Origin of the sequence: Paenarthrobacter sp. PH39-S1 (genome assembly GCF_030063245.1) — a bacterium.
GTDB lineage: Bacteria > Actinomycetota > Actinomycetes > Actinomycetales > Micrococcaceae > Arthrobacter_M.
The window spans coordinates 49555-70162 of record NZ_JASISR010000023.1; the positions used below are offsets into that span (position 1 = coordinate 49555).

Genomic DNA, 20608 nt, shown 5'->3' on the forward strand with positions numbered 1-20608 from the left:
ATTGCTACCCAATAAACGCGCGCCCGCGGGGACTAATCCCACCAAGACTAATATTCCCGGGAAAACACTACCGGTCGCATGGGGAAACGCCCAACACGCCCAAAGGAAAGTGATCAGTCTGCTTTGTGTCCAGCCCCCCGGGTGCTAGTCTCTCAGATGTAAGTTCATCAGAAGGAGGAGTCATGGGTTTCATTAGTTGGATTATCCTGGGTCTCATCGTTGGTGCCATTGTCAAGGCTGTCATGCCGGGGCGTGTCGGCGGCGGCTGGGGCACGAGTCTGATTCTGGGCGTCGTCGGAGCCATCGTCGGCGGCTGGATCTCCAGTCTGGTCTTTGGCGGTGACTCCATGAACGGTTTGTTCCATATCGGTACATGGATCTTCGCCATTATCGGCGGTCTTGTCGTCGCTGGCGTTTACGGTGCCATCACTGGCCGGAACAAAAGCAACGCCTGAATTTACAGCTGGCAATTCAGCCAGTGACAACGGGAAGGGCCGGCGCCCTGGTGCCGGCCCTTCCTGTTGCCTGCCCTTCCTGTTGCCTGCCGGTGTATGCCAAGCGCGCCGTGATCGTTGCGGCCTACTGTTCCCCGCCCCGACGCTGGGCCCGTGCGCTGGCGTACAGGCACACGGTCGCAGCGGTCGCGAGGTTCAGGCTCTCGGCTGACCCATAGACCGGCACGGCCACGCGATGATCGGCCTGCATCAGCTCGTCGTCGGAAAGTCCCTGCGCTTCGTTGCCGAACAGCCACACGGTGGGCGTCTCAAGCTCACACTCCGACTCCGGGACCTCCTGATCGAAGCCACGTGCGGCACTTTCATCCTGAAGATCATCGAGGTTCAAGTGACCGTAGCCGTCAGCGGCCAGAACCATCATCCCGGCCGCCTTGCATTTTCCCACCACGTCGCCGACGCCGGCGCCGGTGACCACCGGCAGATGAAACAACGATCCCACGGTGGAGCGGACCGCCTTGGGGTTGTAGATGTCTACGCTCGAGGCCGTGAAAACGACGGCGTCGGCGCCAGCGGCGTCCGCCGCACGCAGCAGAGTTCCAGCGTTGCCGGGGTCACGCACCTGGCACAGCACCGCAATCAGACGCGGTTTCCCCGCAATCACCTGCTCCAGGGGCACATCCACAAAGTTGCAGACGGCCAGAATCCCCTGTGGCGTCACCGTCTCGGTCATGGCTTCCAGCACCAGTTCGCTGGCCACGCGCACATGCAACCGGCAGGCCGGGTCCTCGGCGAGTTCCAGCAAATCTGCGTTCTTCTTGAGGCATTCGAGGCTGGCATACACGTCGGTTACCAGTTCGCTTCCACCCGCTGCCAGCGCGTCCCGGTGCGCCCTGAGCGCTTCACGGACGGCCTGAGGCCCTTCGGCAAGGAACTGTCCGCGCTTAAAACGAACCGGGCGTCCAGCCAGCTTGGCAACGTCCCGTACCCGATCTGCTCGGGGATTGGTCATTGCATCTGCTGGTGGACGCCCGGATTCAGTCATTCTAGGACTGTAGCAGTCTTCCTTGAGGCCTAAAAAGTCCTGACGTTCTCTTGCTGCTACCGGGCAGCCGGTGCTGAGGTGTCGGCCGGGAGCGCCGCCTTGGCCAGCTGGACCAGGCCCGCGAACGCCGCGGCGTCGTTGACGGCCAGGTCGGCCAGCATGCGGCGGTCAACCTCGATCTCGGCGGCCTTCAGGCCTTGGATCAGGCGGTTGTAGGTGAGGCCGTTGGCGCGGGATGCAGCGTTGATGCGCTGGATCCAGAGCCGACGGAAGTCACCCTTGCGCTTGCGGCGGTCACCGTAGCTGTACACAAATGAGTGCAGCAGCTGCTCTTTGGCCTTGCGGTACAGGCGTGAACGCTGTCCGCGGTAACCTTTGGCGCGCTCAAGAATAACCCGACGCTTCTTATGGGCGTTGACCGCCCGCTTCACACGTGCCACGTGCGTACTCCTTAAAGTTCTTCATCCCAAGCCAAACGTGCCTGAGAAGGCTTATTGCGATACCGCCGTCCCGTGTGGACAGGCAGCCGATTGACTATGGGTCAGATACCCAGCATCTTGCGGATGTTGCGGGCATCTGCCGGGGCAACAATCCGGTCGCCGGCCAGGCGGCGCTTGAGCGATGACGGCTTGTGCTCCAGGTAGTGACGGCGGTTGGCCTGCTGGCGCTTGAGCTTACCGCTTCCGGTGAGCTTGAAACGCTTTTTGGCCCCGCTATGGGTCTTCATTTTCGGCATGGAAACCGATCTCCTTACGTATCCACCGGCGCTGCCTGTGGTTCTCTTTGCAGCAACCGGTCAGGTCACTGGGGGGTAATTCACGGCCGGACGGGGCAGCTGCCCTACTCGGCTGAGTCTGATGTTTCCTTACTTTCCTTACCGGCCGTGGACGCAGCGGAACCGGTCCGGGCGGCGGGCTTGATACCGGTTGCCGGGCGCGATGCGGGCTTCGCGGCAGGTTTGATCGGCGCGGGCTTCGCGACCGGCTTCGGCATCGGAACCGGCTTGGGCGCCGGGACCGGCTTGGGCGCCGGGACCGGCTTCGCCGACACCGGCTTGGCGGCTTCCGCCGGCTTGGCGGCCACCGTCGTCGGCCGTGCCGCCGCTGTAGTCCCTCCCGACGTTGTGGGCCGTGCCGACGTTGTGGGCCGTGCTGCCGCCAGTCGGGAAGCCGCTGCGGGCCTCGTCGCTGGTGCTGCAGCCGGAGCCGCGGCAGCGGACGCCGTCACCGGCTGCACAGCCGACGCGGGCGGTGTTACCGGCTTTTCCTCGGCGGCCGAGGCCGCCACCGGCGCCGGGACTTCCTGCGGGGCGGTGTCCGCTGTTGCTGCGGCCCCAGTCGCCACACCCGGCCCTTCTGCGGGCACGGCCGGAGTCCGGTCTTCGTTCAGGTGCAGTCCATCGGGCAGCAGATCCGCAAGGCTCTGCGTCATCGGTACATGGCTGTCCCGGTCCACATCAACACGTTCCTGGCCGGAAGCAACCGCCTCGTTGTGCGCCTTCGAATCGGCACGCTGCGCGGCACGGCGTGCCTCGGCCTTGGCCTCGGCCTTGTTCTTCAACGGGCCGATCACCATCACCATGTTGCGGCCGTCAATGCGGGGGCTGGATTCAATCGCGCCGACCTCGCCGACGTCTTCAGCGAAACGCTGGAGCAAACGGATACCCATCTCCGGGCGCTGCTGCTCGCGGCCGCGGAACTGGATCATGGCCTTGACCTTGTCGCCGGCTCCCAGGAACCGCAGTGCGTGCCCGGTTTTGGTTTCGTAGTCATGCTTATCGATCTTGAGGCGGAAACGGATTTCCTTCAGAACAGTATTGGTCTGGTTTTTCCGCGCTTCACGGGCCTTGACGGCGGCCTCGTATTTGTACTTGCCGAAGTCCATCAGTTTGCACACCGGAGGCTTCGCCGCCGGTGCTACCTCAACAAGATCCAGGTCCGACTCAGCCGCAAGGCGCAGCGCGTCTTCAATGCGAACGATGCCGACCTGTTCACCTGCCGGTCCTACCAACCGCACCTCGGGGACGCGGATTCGATCGTTGATTCGTGGCTCGCTAATGTGTCACTCCTGTTGTTTTCGAAAATCGTGCGAACACCAGAAATAGGAGAAGGCCCCCGACTGCTGGCGCAATCAGAGGCCTCATGGTCGGCGGCCGCAGATCCCCCGAAGGGATATCCACCGTCAGCCCCTTGTCAGGAGCGCCTGGCCGACCTGTACCCGGTAACTCCGGGGTTGCCCAAACGCTGGGGAAACCTGTACCGGGTCGACGGGTGGGAAAGAACTCCGCTTGCTGGCTGAATGCACGTTCCCTGTCCGGACCTGCACCGGGGGGCTGCGGAACAACCGTCGGTGCATCCGGTCTGGACGCCAAGAAAATAGCGACATTCAGTCGGTCTGTGACAAGCTTACCAGCATGAGTACGCCAGAGAACAATTCACCCGTAGAGCAGACCCGCCACAGTTTTGGCCAGGCACCGGAAGCGGCCGGGGCAGCCCGGCAGGCGCCCGAAGGGGAAGGTGCCGGCACGCAGTTGCGCGATATTGCCGAAGTTCCTGCCGTTGAGGTGATTACGACGGCGGCAGTGCACCTGATGAGCGCGGCCGCGGTGAAATGCGGGCTGGCGGATGGTGCCAACGCCGACGATCTCAAGGACCTGGATGAGGCCCGCAAGCTCATTACCGCTCTGGCCGGCTTCATTACCGCCGCCGCCCCGGAGATCGGCAGCCAGCACGCTGGTCCATTGCGTGACGGGCTGCGCTCCCTGCAGCTGGCCTTCCGCGAGGCATCCGAGTTTCCCGACGCACCGGGCAAGGGTCCCGGCGAGAAGTTCACCGGCGCGGTCAACTGACACCCCGCGGTGAGTGTCGAGATCTGCCCCTGAAGACGCCGTTGGGATCGGCCGGTCTCCCAACTCACCTCGTGGGAGATGCCGCAGGGGCAAGTGATCAACAATGGTGCCGCTATGTGAGGGCCGGCCTGCTGAGGGAGCGTCGTCTGAACGCCTGGGCCACTAGCCCTGCCAGGGCCAGTGCCGCGGCCAGGATGCCCACCGTAGTGAACCCTCCCCAGGGGCCAACGATGTCGATCATCATACCGCCGAACGGGGCGCCGATTGCGCTTCCCAGTGTCAGCGATGAACCGTACCAGCCCATCGCCTCGCCGCGGCGCTGTTCCGCCACAAGTTCTGCGATCCGCTCCGCGCTGGAGGTAAGCACCGGCGCGCACAGCAGGCCGGGGGCAATGGACAGCAGCGCCAGGCTCCAGGCATCGGTGGCGAAGCCCATCGGGATTGTCAGCAAAGCCATGGCCGCCAGCATCCAGAGCGGGTTGACCGGCCGGCTCAGCGCGCCGTAGATCAGACCGCCGACCACCGAAGCCGCGCACCAGAACACCAACACGATGCCCATGGATCCGATCTGATCCGAATTGCGCAGTACCGCCACGATCCCCACATCCGTTCCGGAGAGCACCAGTCCCGCGCCCAGGGAGGCGCCGAGGACCGCGATCACGGCGACGTTCAGCCAGACCAGGCTCCCCCTGGTGCGTCCCCAGAGCCTGCCCAGCACGTTTGCGCCGGCGAAGGACTGGCTGCCGGCGGCCTCGGCAGGAGACAACTCTTCCATCGAGGCCAATTCGTCATTGACATCCTGCTGATAGCTGCCGCGCTGCCCGGTACGCGTGGGTGGATTGAACCACATCAGGAACAGACCCGCCACTGCAGAGGCCGCGCCGATAAGGATCAGGCCGGCCACCGAATGCAGGGTGGTCGAGAGCAGAACACCGAGTGCCGGGCCCACCATGAATGTCAGTTCCGCCCCGACCGAATCCAGCGCATAGGCCGTGCGCCGCTGCGCCGGCGCCACCATGACACCCAGCGCTTGTCGGACCACGGAGAAGATCGGCACCGAAAACAGGCCACCGATGACGGCGGCCACCAACAGCAATTCATAGCCGAGGAAGGGCGCCACCGACCACACCACGACTTCCGAGATGACGGAGGGAACCAACGCCCGGCGCAGACCCACCAGATCCACGCGCCGTCCGCGCCAGGGAGCGCCCAGCGCGATGCCGATGGTGACCGCCGCGGCCACGCCGCCGGCGGCGCCATAGCCGAGGTTCAAAGTTTCCACCACGTGCAGTGTCACCAGCACCCCCGCGGCGGCGTGCGGAATACGCGCCAGCATGGCGACCAGCAGGAGCCGGCGCACAGGCGCTATGGAAAGCAGTTCCCGGTAGCCGGCAAAGTTCACTGACGTGTTCCTTCTCGTCGTTCCTGCACGTTGAGCGCCGCTTCAACACCGTGCCGCTTCAACACCGTGCCGCTTCAACACCGTGCCGCTTCAACACCGTGCCGCTTCAACACCGTGCCGCTTCAACACCGTGCCGCTTCAACACCGTGCCGCTTCAACACCGTGCCGCTTCAACACCGTGCCGCTTCAACGCGCCGGTCTGTCCGTTGACGCGGCGGCCTGCAGGCGGACCTCCACCGAATCAACAGACTCCGCGAAGTATTCATTTCGCGACCATAACAGCTCTAGTTCCCCGATCAGAGCGTTCAGCGCATCCTGATCAAGGCCGGGTGCCAGAGTCAATTGAACCCGTAATTCCGGCCCCGCGCCACCACCGGGAGAGGTGTTCCCCTCATGGTCGGCGGAAACGATCCCAGCGCCGGGTTCCGCCCGGATTCCCAAAAGGGCCGGATGCCCCAGCGCCGCCATGGATCCGGCCAGAGCGCTGGCTATCTGCGGGTCGGCGTAGCTGGGCAGCCAGCGCTGCTGACGGGCCAGCGCCCACACTGCAGGGCGCCGCAGCACGAACGTCTGCGGCGCCGCCGGATCCACCACCATCAGCTGCGCTTCTTCGGCCACGGCGGAGAGCGCCGCCCGCGGGGCATACACGGCGACGGGCCGCGCCTGAGGGTTCCAGCGGGTCAAGTTCTCGGTGGAGGTGAACACCGGCAGCGCCCGACGCCCGTCCGGCGCCGTCAGTGTCACCAGTGCCATATCGGACTCCTTGTCCGAGGCCAAGCCATTCGACGCAACGTGGGCCCGTGCCACCTGAGCCAGGATGGGCACGAAGACCCGGGCCGAAGCCAGGCTGTGGACGACTGCGGCTTCATCCCCCGTCCTGGCGCCCAGCGCAGCCAGTGCCGCCGCGTAGCCCGCGTCGGTGGCGCCGTCGTCGTCCTCAAAATTGTGATACTTCCGCTCCGCACCCAGCGTCCGCCCCAGCCACGGCTGGTCGGCCGAATCGGCGGCACCGCCGGCTGCCGCCAACGCCGCGGCAATGTGCCCCGGAAGCGAGCGCTGCACCGGCTCAGACATTGCGGCTAGCGCCGGCCGGCGATATCCAGGGCCTGGGGAAGCGTAAAGGCTCCGGCGTACAGCGCCTTGCCCACGATTGCCCCCTCGAGCCCCAGCGGAACCAGCGTGCGCAGTTCCTGCAGATCCGCCAGACTGGAAATGCCGCCGGATGCCACCACCGGCTTTCCAGTGCGCGCAAGAACCTCGCGGAGCAGGTCTACGTTCGGACCCCGCAGAGTTCCGTCCTTAGTCACATCGGTGACGACATACCGGGCACATCCTGCATCCTCCAGGCGGGCCAGCACCTCCCAAAGGTCCCCGCCCTCCTTCGTCCAGCCGCGAGCTGCGAGCGTCGTGCCACGAACGTCAAGGCCGACGGCGATCTTGTCACCGAAACGTTCAATGGCCCGGGCCGTCCACAACGGGTCCTCCAGCGCTGCGGTGCCCAGATTCACCCGGGCCGCACCCAGCTCGAGGGCGCCCTCCAGCGACGCATCGTCGCGGATACCGCCGGAAAGCTCCACCTTGACGTTCAGGGCCTGCACTACCTCGCGCAAAAGTTCAAGATTGGAGCCCCGACCGAACGCGGCGTCCAGATCCACCAGATGCACCCACTCGGCACCGTCATTCTGCCAAGCCAGCGCGGCATCGAGAGGGGATCCGTAACTCGTTTCGCTGCCGGCCTCACCCTGCACCAGGCGCACGGCCTGGCCGTCGGCGACATCTACGGCGGGAAGCAGTTCCAGAAGGGTTTTCTCAGCGCTGGTCATCGGGTCCTCATCGGTCTAGGTGCGTGGAATAAGCAGGGCGGCGGCCCGCGCGTTCAGCGGACCGCCGGATGGAATTATTTGGAGGCCGGCAGCGTCAGCAGGTAAGCGGCCAGCAGCGACATGACGGCCAGCAGGGCAAAGGAAAACGGGATCCAGCGCGGCTTCTTCTGCTGGTAGTAGGCAATAGCACCGCCGACCAGCAGCCCGGCGAGGCCCATCAGGACAACCGACCACATTCAGGCCGCCGCCTTCCGCAGCGAGTGGACCCAGTTACGCAGCAGCCGTGCCCCCGCGTCCCCGGATTTTTCCGGATGGAACTGGGTGGCGCACAGCGGCCCGTTCTCCACCGCGGCAATAAAGCGGGCTCCGTGCTCAGACCAGGTGACCAGGGGAGGTTTGATGCGCGCGTGGGCCACATCAAAGTCCCATGTCTGCACACCGTAGGAATGCACAAAATAAAAACGGTCATGCTCGACGCCCTCGAAAAGCTTCGACCCCTCCGGCACGTCAACGGTGTTCCAGCCCATGTGCGGCACCACCGGAGCCGGGAGCAGTTCCACCGTGCCGGGCCACTCGGCCATCCCCGGTTCGCTGTTGCCGTGCTCGACACCGCCATCGAAGAGGATCTGCAGTCCAACGCAAATGGCCAGCACCGGACGGCCGCCGGCGACTCTCCGGCCGATCATCCGCAGACCGTCGACGCCCTTGAGCTCCTTCATCACCGTAGCGAAGGCCCCGACACCCGGGACGACCAGGCCGTCGGCGCCGAGCACGTCGTCGGCCTTGGCGCTGAGCGTCACCACGGCGCCGGCGCGCTCAAGGGCCCGGACGGCGGAACGTACGTTCCCCGAGCCATAGTCCAGCACCGTCACCGTCGGACCCGCCGCGGAACCGCCGCCGTCCGCCGACGGGGCGTCAGCGGCGCTGTCCGGCGAAAGCTGCTCCGCCGTCACAGGCTGCCCTTGGTGGAAGGAATGCCGACGACGCGCGGATCGGGTTCGATGGCACTGCGCAGGGCGCGGGCGAAGGCTTTGAACTGTGCCTCCACAATGTGGTGCGGATCCCGCCCGGCGAGGACCGTCATGTGCAGGCATATCCGTGCGTGGAATGTCATGGCTTCAAAGACATGGCGCGTCAGCGAACCGGTGAAGTGGCCGCCAATAAGGTGATATTCCTGTCCGGCCGGCTCGCCGCTGTGAACCAGGTAGGGGCGGCCGGAAACATCGACGACGGCGTTGGCAAGTGCCTCGTCCAGTGGAACGGTGGCTTCGCCAAACCGCCTGATGCCGGCCTTGTTGCCCAGGGCCTGGCGCAGGACTTCACCCAGGGTGATGGCCACGTCTTCCACGGTATGGTGCACGTCAATGTGGGTATCTCCGCTGGCCTTGACGGTCAGGTCGATCAGCGAATGTTTCGACAGCGCTGTCAGCATGTGATCGTAAAAGGGGACGGAGGTAGCGATGCTGGACACCCCTGTCCCGTCCAGGTCAACCTCTACCAGTACGGACGACTCGCTGGTGCTCCGTTCCAGCCGCGCCGTGCGTGGGGCGCCGGAAGTGGATGTGTTCTCGCTCATTGCGGGCCGTCCTTCGTTCCTGGATCGTGGATGGTGCTGGCCTCTGCAGTGCGGCGCCGGAACGCGTCCGGATTACGCAGCACCGGTGCCAAAACATTGGTCGGCGTCCCCTAATTCTAGGAGAATACGGACGGATCCCCGAATGCCGGTCGGCCACCAGCCATCGAACCCGTCGTTCGCGGGCCACTCAACGGCCCAACAGCACGGCCAGCCGGTCGAGGAAAGCCGATGTTTCCGTTTCCGTGCCGGCGGTGACGCGCAGATGACCGGGAATGCCGACGTCTCTGATCAAGACGCCCGCCTCCAGCAGTCCCTGCCAGATGGCATGCGGATCCTCCATGCCGCCAAAGAAAACAAAATTGGAATCCGACGGCGCCGGCTTGAGCCCGAACGCGGATAGTCCGGCCACGATCCGGTCGCGCTGGATCTTGATGTTCTCAACGTTGGCCAGCAGGGAATCGGAGTTCCGCAGCGCCGCCACGGCCGTGGCTTGTGTAATGGCGGAGAGGTGGTAAGGCAGCCGGACCAGCCGCAATGCGTCGGCGATCTCAGGGGCGGCGGCGAGATAGCCCAACCGGGCGCCGGCCAGGGCGAAGGCCTTACTCATGGTGCGGGAGACCACGAGGCGCTCACGCCCCGGCAGTAAAGCCATGGCGCTGGGTGTTCCGTCATGGGCGAATTCCGCGTATGCCTCATCGACGATGATAATGGCTTGCGATGCCTCGCCCGCCTCGTAGACCTCTTCAACAACTTCGGCCTTGAGCGCCGTGCCAGTTGGATTATTTGGTGAACAGAGGAAGACGATGTTGGGTGCCAGTTCGCGTACCTGTTCGGCGGCTGACGCGGCGCTCAGGCCGAAATCCTCCGTGCGGCGCCCGGTGACGTACTCAGTTCCGGTGCCGTTGGCGAGCAACGGATACATGGAGTAGGTGGGAGGGAAGCCCAGGGCTCTGCGTCCCGGTCCGCCGAACGCCTGCAGGATCTGCTGCAGCACCTCGTTGGACCCGTTGGCTGCCCAGATGTTCTCAGCCGCTAGACCGTGCCCCAAATATGCAGCCAAAGCCCGTCGCAGTTCGGTGAATTCCCGGTCCGGGTAGCGGTTGAGGCCGACCAGCACGTTGTCGACCGCCTTGAGGATGGCCTCGCGCGCATCATCGGGGACGCCGTGGGTATTTTCATTGACGTTGAGCAGGATGGGGACGTCCAGCTGAGGCGCACCATACGGGTGCAGCCCGCGCAGATCGTTCCGCAGGGGCAGCCGGTCGAGACGCTCAGTCTGATTCACGGTTCCAGTTTAAGCTCCCCGGCCGCCACGGTCGAACCGGGCCGGGAATTAAAGCTGACATAACCACCTCATCAGTCAGCTCTTAGAGGCTCACCGGCCCCAATGGTTGGCGACGCTGGTGGGCCTCACTGCTGTGCTTCAAGGCAGCCTTCGCCATCAGTTCAGCAGCGGAACGTAGACCTGCTGCCCCGGCTGGACGACTGAAGTGGTGAGACTGTTCAACTCCAGGATGTCCCCCACAACGTCCCGCGGATCCCGTGACGGATCGCTTGCCGAGGCGATGCTCCAAAGAGTCTGGCCCGCCATGACGGTGACCTTGGAAGCGTGGACCCCCGGCGAATTTGCACCGATGGAGGCTTGGGCCGGGGACGTAATGAACCCGGCCAGCAACAGCACAGCGATAGTGGCCAGCATCAGCGGAATACCCATCAGGACCAGACGCCCGCGGCGAGTCAGTCGGAGCTGGATCTTGGATACGGGCTGCCAGCCCTTGGAAGCCAGCCGCCGGCTCACGGAGGCGGGCCGGGCTTCGAGATTAAAGGTCGATGTGGCGTTCATTTTCTTCACCTTTCACGCTACGAGGTCCAGTTGTCCTGACCCGGCAGTGCACTTGTAGCGCCGGTAGGCGGCGCAGGGTTCAAATACCACTGGTTCAGCTAGAACATGTATTCGAAACTGTGTTCTTCAGTTGTAGCACTCACTAACGATGCATGCCAAGACCCGGTAGAACATATGTTTGAAATCAACCGGAAACTGCCCTAGATTAGAAGCAGGATCCGGCCACACGACGAGTCCACCAGAACCCACCGACATTTTGGCTGGGGCGTTGGCGGGGTGGTCAGCTCCGACCAAGCCGTAGCATACGGATGACGGGCGGAGCGGATCCGCCGGGCGCTTGTCGGCGCCGGGCCGGTTGCAGTTTCAAGAAGGGACAGCACGTCATGGCAGGTCCGGAATTCATCCTCCATAGCGGGAACCGTGCCAGCCGGGCCGGCTTTAAGGGCCTGACGGTGCGGCAAAAAAAGATCCTTGAGTGTATCCAGCGCTCCATCAGTGACAAGGGCTACCCACCGTCCATGCGTGAGATCGGCGACGTCGTCGGGCTCGCAAGCCTGTCCAGCGTCACTCATCAGCTCTCCCAGTTGGAAAAACTGGGCTATCTGCGTCGGGACGCGAAGCGCCCCCGCGCCATGGAAGTGCTCATCCCGCTCACCCTGGACGACGGGGTCGTGGAAATCGAGGGCGTGCCATCCCCGGCAAAGCTGCGCAGCGCCAGTGGTCTGAACATGGCAGAGCTGAGCAGCGCCTCCGACACCGCCATGGTGCCTCTAGTCGGACGGATCGCCGCCGGCGGACCCATCCTGGCTGATCAGGTAGTCGAGGACGTCATGCCACTCCCACGCCAGCTCGTAGGTCATGGAGAGCTCTTTATGCTCAAGGTGACCGGCGACTCCATGATCGACGCCGCGATCTGTGACGGCGACTGGGTCGTAGTGCGCCGGCAGCAGGACGCCATCAACGGCGACATCGTGGCGGCCCTCCTCGATGACGAAGCAACCGTCAAGACGTTCCGTCAGCGCGATGGGCACACCTGGTTGCTGCCGCAGAACACCCGTTATGAACCGATAGTGGGCGACAATGCCACCATCATGGGCAAAATTGTTTCGGTGCTGCGCGCCATCTAGGCGCGCGGTCTACCGCCAGTCAGGCCTCGGGTTTGCCTGCTTCGGCCAGCCGCTGCAGGGCGCTCATCACCAGCGCACGGTTCGTCGTGGGCCAGAATGGTGGGAGGGCCGCACGCAGAAAGCCACCGTAACGGGCCGTGGCCAGCCGTGAGTCCAGTACTGCCACCACGCCCTTGTCCGAGGACGAGCGGATCAGCCGGCCCGCGCCCTGCGCAAGCCGGACCGCCGCGTGAGTCGCCGATATCGACATGAAACCGTTCCCGCCGGCCTTGGCAACGGCGCGCGAGCGTGCGGTCATCAGCGGGTCATCCGGGCGCGGAAAGGGGATCCGGTCTATCACCACGAGCCGGCAGGACGCACCCTGCACATCAACGCCCTGCCACAGGGACATGGTGCCGAACAAACAGGTGTCCGGTTCAGCCTCGAACTGCTTAACAAGGGCGGCCATCGATGATTCCCCCTGACAGAGCACAACCACCTCCAGCCGGGACCGGAGCGCTTCCGCGGCGTCCTCTGCCGCCCGGCGGGAGGAAAAGAGGCACAGCGCCCCGCCGCCCGAAGCCCGGATCAGTGCTTCGAGTTCATCGAGCTGCTCTGCCGAGGTGCCGCGCTCCGGCTTCGCCAAATGGGCGGCCACATACAGCATCCCCTGCTTGGCGTAATCGAACGGCGAGCCTACGTCCGCCCCGGTCCAGCTGGGCGCCCCGGGACCCAGCAGTCCCAACCCGCCGGCCACCGGTTCAAATGCCGCGCCGACCGCGAGGGTAGCCGAGGTCAGCACAACCGTATGATCCGCGAAGAGCCCCTCCCGGAGCCGGCCGGCCACGCTCAGCGGTGCGATGTTGATCAGAGCCGGAGCCGACTCATCCGGCACGGAGTAGCCTTGCTGCGGGGTGAATCCGCCCGGTCGGGACAACCAGACCACCTCGCCGGCCTCGCGCGCCACCAGCAGCCTCTCGGCCAGTTCCAGAATCAACGTCAGGCGTGAGCGCGCCATCTGGCGTCCGCCGTCGGCATTGCCGGCGTCCCCCTTGGAATCCGACAACGCCGTCCGGCAGGCATCGCGCACCTGATCAATGGCGGTGAGCTGCTGCTCGTTCAGGCCCGAGGGCAGCAGCCCGGACGGGAGTCCGTCAAGGGCCGCCTCCAGATACCCGGCCGCGGAATTGAGTGTCTCCATCGAGATGCCCGTATTCTTCCGCGCGCTGGAGGCGGCAACGTGAATCATCTGCACAGAGAGCTGACCGCTGACAGCACCGGTAACCCGGTCCTGAAGTTCATGCGCCTCATCCACCACGACGACGTCATACTCGGGCAGGACCGCGAGGCCCTCAAACGCGCTGATCGCCAGCATCGCATGATTCGTCACGACGAGGTCCGCCTCCGCGCCACGTACCTTCGCCAGTTCGCTGAAGCATTCGAGGGCCAGTGGGCACTTCTGCGCCCCAAGACACTCCATCGACGTCACCGAAACCTGGTGCCAGGCCCGATCGCTGACCCCCGGCGTGAGTTCGTCGCGGTCTCCCGTTTCGGTGTCCTCCGCCCAGTCCCGGAGCCGGACCACCTCACGGCCCAACTGGCTGGAGGACCCGGAAGAGGCGCCGACGGGGTGAATGACGCTGGTATCCTCGCCGAGCGCGAACAACTGGCCCTCGGAGGGCTCCTCCGACGGGAACCCGCCCTGCAGCTTATGCTTGCAGACGTAATTGCTCCGCCCCTTCACCAGCGCCACCTTCACCGGCCGTGGCAGCATTGCGGAAATCGATTCCAACAGCCGCGGAAGGTCACGGCCGACAATCTGCGCCTGCAGGGCGAGCGTGGCGGTGGAGACAAGGGAGGGCTTTTCACTCTCGAGCGCGTGCGCAATCAGCGGGATCAGATACGCCAGCGATTTTCCGGTTCCCGTGCCGGCCTGCACCAGCAAATGGTCGCCGGTGTTGATGGAACTGACCACCCGGCGGACCATCTCATGCTGACCATCGCGGCGCTGACCGCCCATGGCGTCCACCGCAGCGTCAAGCAACTCCAGGGCGAACTGCTCCCCCAAGGCTGTTCCTACGTTCTGCGCCGCTGCCTCAGCCATGGAGGATAAATGGCTCCAGCTCTGCGGCCAGCCCCTCGCGCACCTTCACGCTGGCGTGCGTTCCGGACTCGCCATGGTCCAGCGTAAGGATCTCGGCATCGGATTCATGCAGCTTGCTGATCAGGTCCCCCCGGTCGTACGGAATCAGCAGCTCCAGCTCCACGCCTGGGCGCGGAATTGCTTCGCTGATGGCCGTGAGCAGTTCGTCAATGCCCTGCCCCGTGCGGGCCGACACCACCACGTTGCGTGGTTCGCGCTGGCGGAGCCGCTCGATCACGTAAGGGTCGGCGGCGTCGGCCTTGTTCAGGACAATGATCTCCGGGACCTTGCGGGCGTCCACCTCGCTGAAAACCTGGCGGACGGCGGCGATCTGACCCTCCGGATCCGGATGCGAGACGTCCACAATGTGCAGGATCAGGTCCGCGTCCGCCACCTCTTCCAAAGTGGACCGGAAGGCCTCCACCAGCTGGGTGGGCAGCGAGCGGACAAAGCCGACGGTGTCCGCCAGCGTAAAGCCGAGCCCGTCGGCGGTTTCGGCCTTGCGGACGGTGGGGTCCAGCGTGGCAAAGAGCGCGTTTTCCACCAGCACGCCGGCGTCGGTGAGCCTGTTCAGCAGCGAGGACTTACCGGCGTTCGTGTACCCGGCAATGGCGACGGACGGGACGGCATGACGACGGCGGTTGGAACGTTTAGTGTCCCGCGCGGGTTTCATTGCACCGATTTCACGGCGCAGTTTGGCCATCCGAGTCCTGATCCGGCGCCGGTCCAGTTCGATCTTCGTCTCACCGGGCCCCCGGGAACCTATGCCGCCGCCGGCCGCTCCAATGCGTCCACCGGCCTGCCGGGACATGGAGTCACCCCAGCCGCGAAGCCGAGGCAACAGGTACTCCATTTGGGCCAGCTCCACTTGGGCCTTGCCCTCACGGGATTTGGCGTGCTGGGCAAAGATGTCCAAAATCAGGGCCGTCCGGTCGATCACCTTGACCAGTACGATGTCTTCAAGGCTACGGCGCTGTGACGGAGCCAACTCGCCGTCCACCACGACGGTGTCGGCGCCGGTTGCGGCCACGATGTCCTTAAGCTCCAGGGCCTTGCCGGAACCAAGGAACGTGCCCGGGTCCGGTTTGAGCCGGCGCTGAACGATCCCATCCAGCACCTCTGATCCTGCGGTTTCCGCCAACGCCGCCAACTCACGCAGCGAATTCTCCGCGTCCGCGAGCGTGCCTTCGGTCCACAGACCGGCCAGCACCACGCGCTCCAGCCGCAGCTGGCGGTACTCGACCTCGGTGACGTCCTCAAGCTCGGTGGACAGACCTGCCACCCGGCGCAGTGCGCGGCGATCCTGCAGATCCTCCTGGTCGCCGTCGTAGCTGCCGTGCCCGCCGTCAAGAGCGGATATCGCCTGTGCCTTTCCCAGGTTGGTGCTCAACCCGCGGGCCTTTGCGGCGCCGTCGGAGGTCCGGGAACCGGAACGCGCCGCATGCTCGGCCACCCCGGCGTCCTTGGCCAGAATCCGGTCAATGACGGCCTGGATATCGGCCGCGGTCATGTCCTGACTCTCGCCGGATGTTCCTGCTTCATCGGCGCCGGGGGCTGGATTCGGGTTGGTCATAATCTCCTTTAGAAGGTCGTGCTTAACATCGTAGTCCGGTCCGCGGACATTGGAGCCGGCCGCACGGCCTTCCGGCGTTCGGCCGGACGCTGGTATACCTGGGAATTCCTGGGCCATTAAACATCCTTAGGTGATCGGTTCGCACGGATTTTACTCAACGTGCCGGCGGCGAAGCGGGCCGCAGCCAGTTCATGGCCTGGCGCTGGCATGAACCGCCGCTGGACTACCGCTCTTGGAATAGGCCCTGCCGGAATCGCCTCTGGACGAGCCACTGCGGGACGGGCCACTGCGGGACGGGCCACTGCGGGACGGGCCATTGCGGGACGGGCCAATCACAGAATGTACATGCGTCCATGATACTAGTGGTGTGTCTCCAAAATAGTTTATGACTTGTGGATTAAACTGGGAGCATGTCGAATCCAGCTCCCGCATTGACCCTCACCGACGCCCAGCACCAGGTCTTGGAGGCCCTGTCCAAGTCTCGGCTTGCTTCACATCGCGAAGTGCAGCGGGCGCAGGTTCTCCTGATGGCCGCCGAGGGTCTGGCTAACGAGTGGATCTCCCGGGTGGTGGGTGTAAGCCCGGCGACGGTGCGGGCTTGACGTGCCCGGTTCGTAGGGGAAGGGCTGAAGGAGTTCGGCAAGGTCAAGGAGGGGCGGGGGCGCAAGCCGGCGATCTCGGAGTCGAAGATCGCCGAAATCGTTGAATTGACGCGGTTTTCCAAACCGGAGGGTGCGACGCATTGGTCGGTGCGGTCCATGGCGGCACGGGTCGGTGTGTCTCCGGCGCAGGTGCAGCGGATTTGGGCGGCACGCGGGCTGAAGCCGCACCTGATCAAGACGTTCAAGCTCTCCACCGATCCGAACTTTGACGAGAAGCTCATTGATGTGTGCGGGCTGTACCTGAATCCGCCGGAGAACGCGATAGTTTTCTGCATGGATGAGAAGACCTCGATCCAGGCTCTTGACCGTTCCCAACCGTCCCTGCCGATGGTCAGGGGTCGGGCCGAGACCGTAACGCATGACTACAAGCGCAACGGAACCACCACGCTCTTCGCGGCCTTGGAGGTCGCCACGGGAAAGGTCCTGGGATCCTGCGTGCCCAAGCACCGGCACGATGAATTCCTGGGGTTTCTAAAAACCATCGAGAAGGAGGTCCCCAAGGGCCTTCAAATCCACCTCATAGTGGACAACTATGCGACCCATAAGCATTCGAACGTGAGAGCATGGCTGGAGAAGAACCCGCGGTTTCACCTGCATTTCACCCCAACCTCCTCCTCCTGGCTGAACCTGGTGGAGCGCTCCAAGCCACAAAGCAAAACTGAGACACTACACTAGCGGACTGAGCCACGGCTACCGGCAGCGCGCAGACGGTGGCGGGCCGCCGCGACCAAAGATAGGGTCCCGTGGTCGGCGGGCGAGTTTCTCGATGATGGCCGGCAGCTTAGCTTCGTCCCAGGCAACGGTCTTGTCCATAAGTTTCTTCCCGTTTCGGGTCAACGCGAGCGCGTGGTGATTGCTCTTGCCAACATCAACGCCGATGAAGACACCGACCATGTGGCGGTCCTCCATCGTGCCTACCTCCAGACATAAAACTCAGTGAAACACTGCTTCTCTGTCCTGCGGCGCGGTAGCTCGACATCCGCGTTACGGTCCGGTCTGCCACGATCGAGTCTGCGGCTGGTATGTCCTCTTTAGCGAGCCTCTGGTGCCCATCGGATGCCAGTGACAACACCCCCTTGTGAGTATTTACATAGCTAATCTGTGACTGGCTGGCAGGGTTGGGTCTGCCCGGGGTTGGTTGACATCTGACTTGTGAGTTCTTGGCTCGCAGGTGAAAGGATGTTGAACATGCCTAAAGCTTTTCCTGAAGAGTTCCGCCGTGACGTGGTCGCGGTGGCCCGCAAGGGCGAATCCAGTGTCGTCCACATCGCTAAGGACTTTGTTGTTTCCCCGGCTGCCTTGCACCGGTGGTTGACGATCGCTGATGTCCAGGACGGCGTGGTCCCCGGTGTCACCAAGGAAGAATCGACCGAGCTGCGTGAGGCGAAGAAACGCATCCGGCTCCTCGAGCAGGAAGCGGAGGTGATGCGCCGGGCGGTGGCTTACCTCTCCTAAGGATGTCAACCCAAAATGATGTACCCGCTGGTCCTTGAACTGGCCGCCCCGGAAGCCCCTGTGCGGGTACCGGTCGCGGTGACCTGCCGGGTATTGGGATTCTCCCTCAGGCCTTTTATCAGTGGTGTGCGAACCCGGTCAGTGACCGGGATTGGGAGGAAGCGCACCTGGTCAACGCGGCCTTGGACATCCATGCTGAGGATCCCATGTTCGGGTACCGGCTAATCCATGACGAACTCGTCCACGAACTGGGGCTATTGGCTTCCGAGACCCGGGTCGGGCGTTTGTGCAGTGAGAACAGGATCCTCTCCGTCATCCACCGCCGGCGCGGCACGGGAAAGAAAGCCGGCCCACCCGTTCACGATGATCACGTCCGGCAGAACTTCACCGCCTCGGCGCCGGACCTGTTGTGGCTCACGGACATCACCGAGCACCACACCGGAGAGGGCAAGCTTTACCTGTGCGCGGTCAAGGACGTCTACTCCAACGGGATTGTGGGCTACTCCATCGATTCACGCATGAAAGCCTCCCTGGCCCTTGACGCGCTGAAAGCTGCGATCAGTCAACGCGCCCCGCAAGGAACTCTCATACATTCGGACCGGGGCTCGCAATTCCGGTCCAAAAAAAACACCCGCCTGATCAGCTCCGCCGGCCTGCGAGGGTCCATGGGCAGGGTCGGGGCGTGTGCAGACAACGCAGCCATGGATAGTTCCTTCTCGCTGCTGCAAAAGAACGTGCTGAACCAAAAACGGTGGGAATCCCGGGAAGAACTACGCCTGGCCATCGTGGTCTGGATCGAGAAAACCTACCACCACCGCCGACGCCGCCAACGACGACTCGGCAAGCTGAGACCGATCGAGTTTGAGACAATAAACAAGACCACTCAAACGGTCCCCGAAATATTAAACCAAACTGTCATCTAAACCCTGGGCAGACCCAACCTTACGATCTGCCGCGGCGTCCTTGACCTCGCCAGATCCACCTTCACCCGTGTGGCAAGGACTGGATCGGTCTCGACTTTCCGGACCTGTGGACGCTTACGCCGGCGCTCGGCGGCACAGTCATCACTCACCGGGCGGTAGCCGCGGGTCTTCGTCGAGTTCCGCAGCCGTTCCCGCTAAATGATCGTATGATCCCGGCCAAGATCAGTCCCAATCTGCCGATCCGTCCTCCCAGCAAGGATCCCCACGGCGATGTCCGCCCGAACCGAAATCGACAACGGCCTACGCCCCACCAGCAGCTCCTCTATCAAACTGACTTGTTGCTTCGAGGCTATGACGCCGCCCAGATACGAAAGCTTATTAGACAAAACAGTTGTATCTATACGATGGACCTATGAACACAGTTAGACGACCCAAGCCGGACCAGTCGCTCCTGCCATGGCTAGCTGTAGGACAGAAGATCCGCACCGCTCGTGAGGCTCGTTCTGTCTCACTTCGGGGGTTTTCGCGCCAACTTGATGTTTCCCCAGGTCACATATCACAGGTGGAGCGTGGTTTGGTAGCGCCGTCCATGGGATTACTGTATTCGATGGTTGCTGAACTCGGGCTCTCGTTGGACTATCTTTTTGAGGGCCAAGGTTCGGAACTGAGTGGACCTATTGAGGTGGCGCGGGCCGACCGAACGCCTGGGGAAGACCGTTTCGTAACTAGGGCAACGAGCCGTAAGGCAATTAACTTGAAGTCCGGTGTCAGGTGGGAGCTACTCACCCCGTCATCAGATGGACGGGTTGATTTTCGTGAGATCGTCTACGCTGTCGGTGGTGGTTCCACTGATAATGAGCAGTTTGTCCGCCATCCGGGCCGCGAATACGGGGTCATGGTTCAAGGGACGCTAAACGTGCAGATCGAATTCGATGTGTTTACCTTGGGAGTCGGGGACTCCATTGTTCTTGATTCAACGCTGCCCCACCGATTTTGGAATGCCGGCTCTGGACCAGCCCATGCCATATGGTGTTCGGTAGGAGAAGCTGGCTAGCATCCTCCCTGTCTTGTAGCTAAGGATCCTGTTCGAACACCCTCCTTGGGAACGCCGTTGTGGTTGTAGGGGCGACAACACGGATGGCCGAGGCCGCGGCACAAGCAGGTGCCCTGTGCGAATATCCGCAATAAGCCTAAATGTCTTGCAATCGACGTTGTTGCTGCTCGCCCGCTCCTGTCGGCGTACCCGTCAATCTATGGCGGCCTGCAGCAGCTGTATCCAGCTGGTCACGTTATTCCCACCGATCCCACCAGCGACCCGCAGGTGCCAAAATAGGACTGGTACTAATATAATCTCCTAACACTGTTGTCAACGACATGTCCGCTCGCAGTTCAGAAAAGTACACTGGCGCGTCAAGTCCAGAGTTGTGCCTTGGCCCGTCAATTCCTGCCTGCAGACTACTTGAAGATTCGGATCTGCTTTTCCCCATTTCCAGGTTGCTCGCAGAAGATGGGAACGAAGCGGTCGCGAACCCCCGCGGTGGGCGTCCAGTGTTTGGCGATATTGCTTCTAGCATTGATTTCTGTCGTCGGCTAGCCAGTGCGCGTAAACCTTTTCATCGCCGACGGAATCGGCGGTGTCATACCCTCGAAGCAACACGTTGGTTGAATAGAGGAGCTGCTGGTGGGGCGTAGGCCGTTGTCGTTTTCGGATCGGGCGGACATCGCTGTGGGGATCCTGGCTGGGAGGACGGATCGGC

General features: G+C 63.5%; 19 protein-coding genes and 2 pseudogenes. 6 read left to right on the forward strand and 15 right to left on the reverse strand.

Annotation, left to right across the window (positions count from 1 at the left end; all coding sequences use genetic code 11):
- Positions 1-182 precede the first annotated feature (182 nt).
- The gene (locus tag QMG52_RS15035) at positions 183-455 is read left to right on the forward strand and encodes a GlsB/YeaQ/YmgE family stress response membrane protein (protein ID WP_283561214.1); all 273 of its coding nucleotides are present in this window, start codon (positions 183-185) and stop codon (positions 453-455) included.
- A 124-nt stretch (positions 456-579) separates the two neighbouring features.
- Here QMG52_RS15035 and QMG52_RS15040 read toward each other — a convergent pair whose 3' ends face one another.
- The 4 genes from QMG52_RS15040 to infC all read right to left on the reverse strand — a co-directional run bounded on the left by QMG52_RS15040 (position 580) and on the right by infC (position 3513).
- The gene (locus QMG52_RS15040) at positions 580-1497 is read right to left on the reverse strand and encodes a TrmH family RNA methyltransferase (protein ID WP_283561216.1); all 918 of its coding nucleotides are present in this window, start codon (positions 1495-1497) and stop codon (positions 580-582) included.
- Positions 1498-1553: 56 nt separating this feature from the next.
- Positions 1554-1937 (reverse strand): 50S ribosomal protein L20, encoded by a 384-nt coding sequence (gene rplT / locus QMG52_RS15045; protein ID WP_283561217.1) that lies wholly within the window; start codon positions 1935-1937, stop codon positions 1554-1556.
- A gap of 101 nt (positions 1938-2038) precedes the next feature.
- On the reverse strand, positions 2039-2233 hold the full coding sequence (rpmI, locus tag QMG52_RS15050; protein ID WP_196396269.1) for a 50S ribosomal protein L35: 195 nt from the start codon (positions 2231-2233) through the stop codon (positions 2039-2041).
- A gap of 104 nt (positions 2234-2337) precedes the next feature.
- Complete coding sequence (gene infC / locus QMG52_RS15055; protein WP_502920542.1) at positions 2338-3513, reverse strand: translation initiation factor IF-3; 1176 nt, start codon at positions 3511-3513, stop codon at positions 2338-2340.
- A gap of 397 nt (positions 3514-3910) precedes the next feature.
- Here infC and QMG52_RS15060 point away from each other — a divergent pair, with 397 nt between their 5' ends.
- A complete protein-coding gene (locus QMG52_RS15060) occupies positions 3911-4345 on the forward strand; it encodes a DUF1844 domain-containing protein (protein WP_283561218.1) in 435 nt (144 codons plus the stop codon).
- 112 nt (positions 4346-4457) lie between these two features.
- Here QMG52_RS15060 and QMG52_RS15065 read toward each other — a convergent pair whose 3' ends face one another.
- From QMG52_RS15065 to QMG52_RS15100, 8 genes are all read right to left on the reverse strand, one after another.
- Positions 4458-5747: an MFS transporter gene (locus QMG52_RS15065; RefSeq protein WP_283561219.1), complete on the reverse strand. Its 1290-nt coding sequence runs from the start codon at positions 5745-5747 to the stop codon at positions 4458-4460.
- Positions 5748-5933: 186 nt separating this feature from the next.
- A complete protein-coding gene (locus QMG52_RS15070) occupies positions 5934-6821 on the reverse strand; it encodes an SseB family protein (RefSeq protein WP_283561220.1) in 888 nt (295 codons plus the stop codon).
- Positions 6822-6826: 5 nt separating this feature from the next.
- A complete protein-coding gene (priA, locus tag QMG52_RS15075; protein ID WP_283561221.1) occupies positions 6827-7570 on the reverse strand; it encodes a bifunctional 1-(5-phosphoribosyl)-5-((5-phosphoribosylamino)methylideneamino)imidazole-4-carboxamide isomerase/phosphoribosylanthranilate isomerase PriA in 744 nt (247 codons plus the stop codon).
- 74 nt (positions 7571-7644) lie between these two features.
- The gene (locus QMG52_RS15080) at positions 7645-7806 is read right to left on the reverse strand and encodes a CG2302 family histidine operon protein (protein WP_283561222.1); all 162 of its coding nucleotides are present in this window, start codon (positions 7804-7806) and stop codon (positions 7645-7647) included.
- On the reverse strand, positions 7807-8442 hold the full coding sequence (gene hisH, locus QMG52_RS15085; RefSeq protein WP_283561233.1) for an imidazole glycerol phosphate synthase subunit HisH: 636 nt from the start codon (positions 8440-8442) through the stop codon (positions 7807-7809). It abuts the gene before it with no gap.
- A 77-nt stretch (positions 8443-8519) separates the two neighbouring features.
- Positions 8520-9146: an imidazoleglycerol-phosphate dehydratase HisB gene (gene hisB, locus QMG52_RS15090; RefSeq protein ID WP_283561223.1), complete on the reverse strand. Its 627-nt coding sequence runs from the start codon at positions 9144-9146 to the stop codon at positions 8520-8522.
- Between the two features lie 187 nt (positions 9147-9333).
- Positions 9334-10431: a histidinol-phosphate transaminase gene (locus QMG52_RS15095; RefSeq protein WP_283561224.1), complete on the reverse strand. Its 1098-nt coding sequence runs from the start codon at positions 10429-10431 to the stop codon at positions 9334-9336.
- 156 nt (positions 10432-10587) lie between these two features.
- Positions 10588-10989 carry a LysM peptidoglycan-binding domain-containing protein gene (locus QMG52_RS15100; protein ID WP_283561225.1) on the reverse strand — a complete coding sequence of 134 codons (402 nt, stop codon included), beginning with the start codon at positions 10987-10989 and terminating at the stop codon, positions 10588-10590.
- A gap of 383 nt (positions 10990-11372) precedes the next feature.
- Here QMG52_RS15100 and lexA point away from each other — a divergent pair, with 383 nt between their 5' ends.
- Complete coding sequence (gene lexA, locus QMG52_RS15105; protein WP_283561226.1) at positions 11373-12116, forward strand: transcriptional repressor LexA; 744 nt, start codon at positions 11373-11375, stop codon at positions 12114-12116.
- A gap of 19 nt (positions 12117-12135) precedes the next feature.
- Here the strand turns inward: lexA and QMG52_RS15110 are convergent, their stop codons facing one another.
- Positions 12136-14199 (reverse strand): ATP-dependent DNA helicase, encoded by a 2064-nt coding sequence (locus QMG52_RS15110; RefSeq protein ID WP_283561227.1) that lies wholly within the window; start codon positions 14197-14199, stop codon positions 12136-12138.
- Positions 14192-15811, reverse strand: a complete 1620-nt coding sequence (hflX, locus tag QMG52_RS15115; RefSeq protein ID WP_283561234.1) for a GTPase HflX — start codon at positions 15809-15811, stop codon at positions 14192-14194. The genes QMG52_RS15110 and hflX overlap by 8 nt, the downstream gene beginning before the upstream one ends.
- A gap of 410 nt (positions 15812-16221) precedes the next feature.
- Here hflX and QMG52_RS15120 point away from each other — a divergent pair.
- Positions 16222-17112 (forward strand): annotated as a pseudogene (locus QMG52_RS15120) (IS630 family transposase); the annotation flags it as partial.
- 51 nt (positions 17113-17163) lie between these two features.
- Here QMG52_RS15120 and QMG52_RS15125 read toward each other — a convergent pair.
- On the reverse strand, positions 17164-17382 hold the full coding sequence (locus QMG52_RS15125) for an IS110 family transposase (RefSeq protein ID WP_283561228.1): 219 nt from the start codon (positions 17380-17382) through the stop codon (positions 17164-17166).
- A 279-nt stretch (positions 17383-17661) separates the two neighbouring features.
- Between QMG52_RS15125 and QMG52_RS15130 the strand changes: the two are divergent.
- Together QMG52_RS15130 and QMG52_RS22365 are read left to right on the forward strand one after the other, a co-directional pair.
- A pseudogene (locus QMG52_RS15130) lies at positions 17662-18851 on the forward strand (IS3 family transposase).
- A 412-nt stretch (positions 18852-19263) separates the two neighbouring features.
- Complete coding sequence (locus tag QMG52_RS22365) at positions 19264-19905, forward strand: helix-turn-helix domain-containing protein (protein WP_502920543.1); 642 nt, start codon at positions 19264-19266, stop codon at positions 19903-19905.
- Positions 19906-20608: the final 703 nt, after the last annotated feature.

Excerpts from the sequence above, each read along its gene's own strand:
- hflX (WP_283561234.1), bottom strand. The coding sequence starts at position 15,811 with ATGACCAACCCGAATCCAGCCCCCGGCGCCGATGAAGCAGGAACATCC.
- QMG52_RS15070 (WP_283561220.1), bottom strand. The coding sequence starts at position 6,821 with ATGTCTGAGCCGGTGCAGCGCTCGCTTCCGGGGCACATTGCCGCGGCG.
- lexA (WP_283561226.1), top strand. The coding sequence starts at position 11,373 with ATGGCAGGTCCGGAATTCATCCTCCATAGCGGGAACCGTGCCAGCCGG.
- QMG52_RS22365 (WP_502920543.1), top strand. The coding sequence starts at position 19,264 with ATGAACACAGTTAGACGACCCAAGCCGGACCAGTCGCTCCTGCCATGG.
- priA (WP_283561221.1), bottom strand. The coding sequence starts at position 7,570 with ATGACCAGCGCTGAGAAAACCCTTCTGGAACTGCTTCCCGCCGTAGAT.
- QMG52_RS15080 (WP_283561222.1), bottom strand. The coding sequence starts at position 7,806 with ATGTGGTCGGTTGTCCTGATGGGCCTCGCCGGGCTGCTGGTCGGCGGT.
- QMG52_RS15035 (WP_283561214.1), top strand. The coding sequence starts at position 183 with ATGGGTTTCATTAGTTGGATTATCCTGGGTCTCATCGTTGGTGCCATT.
- QMG52_RS15110 (WP_283561227.1), bottom strand. The coding sequence starts at position 14,199 with ATGGCTGAGGCAGCGGCGCAGAACGTAGGAACAGCCTTGGGGGAGCAG.
- QMG52_RS15100 (WP_283561225.1), bottom strand. The coding sequence starts at position 10,989 with ATGAACGCCACATCGACCTTTAATCTCGAAGCCCGGCCCGCCTCCGTG.
- QMG52_RS15040 (WP_283561216.1), bottom strand. The coding sequence starts at position 1,497 with ATGACTGAATCCGGGCGTCCACCAGCAGATGCAATGACCAATCCCCGA.
- QMG52_RS15125 (WP_283561228.1), bottom strand. The coding sequence starts at position 17,382 with ATGGAGGACCGCCACATGGTCGGTGTCTTCATCGGCGTTGATGTTGGC.
- QMG52_RS15060 (WP_283561218.1), top strand. The coding sequence starts at position 3,911 with ATGAGTACGCCAGAGAACAATTCACCCGTAGAGCAGACCCGCCACAGT.
- rpmI (WP_196396269.1), bottom strand. The coding sequence starts at position 2,233 with ATGCCGAAAATGAAGACCCATAGCGGGGCCAAAAAGCGTTTCAAGCTC.
- hisB (WP_283561223.1), bottom strand. The coding sequence starts at position 9,146 with ATGAGCGAGAACACATCCACTTCCGGCGCCCCACGCACGGCGCGGCTG.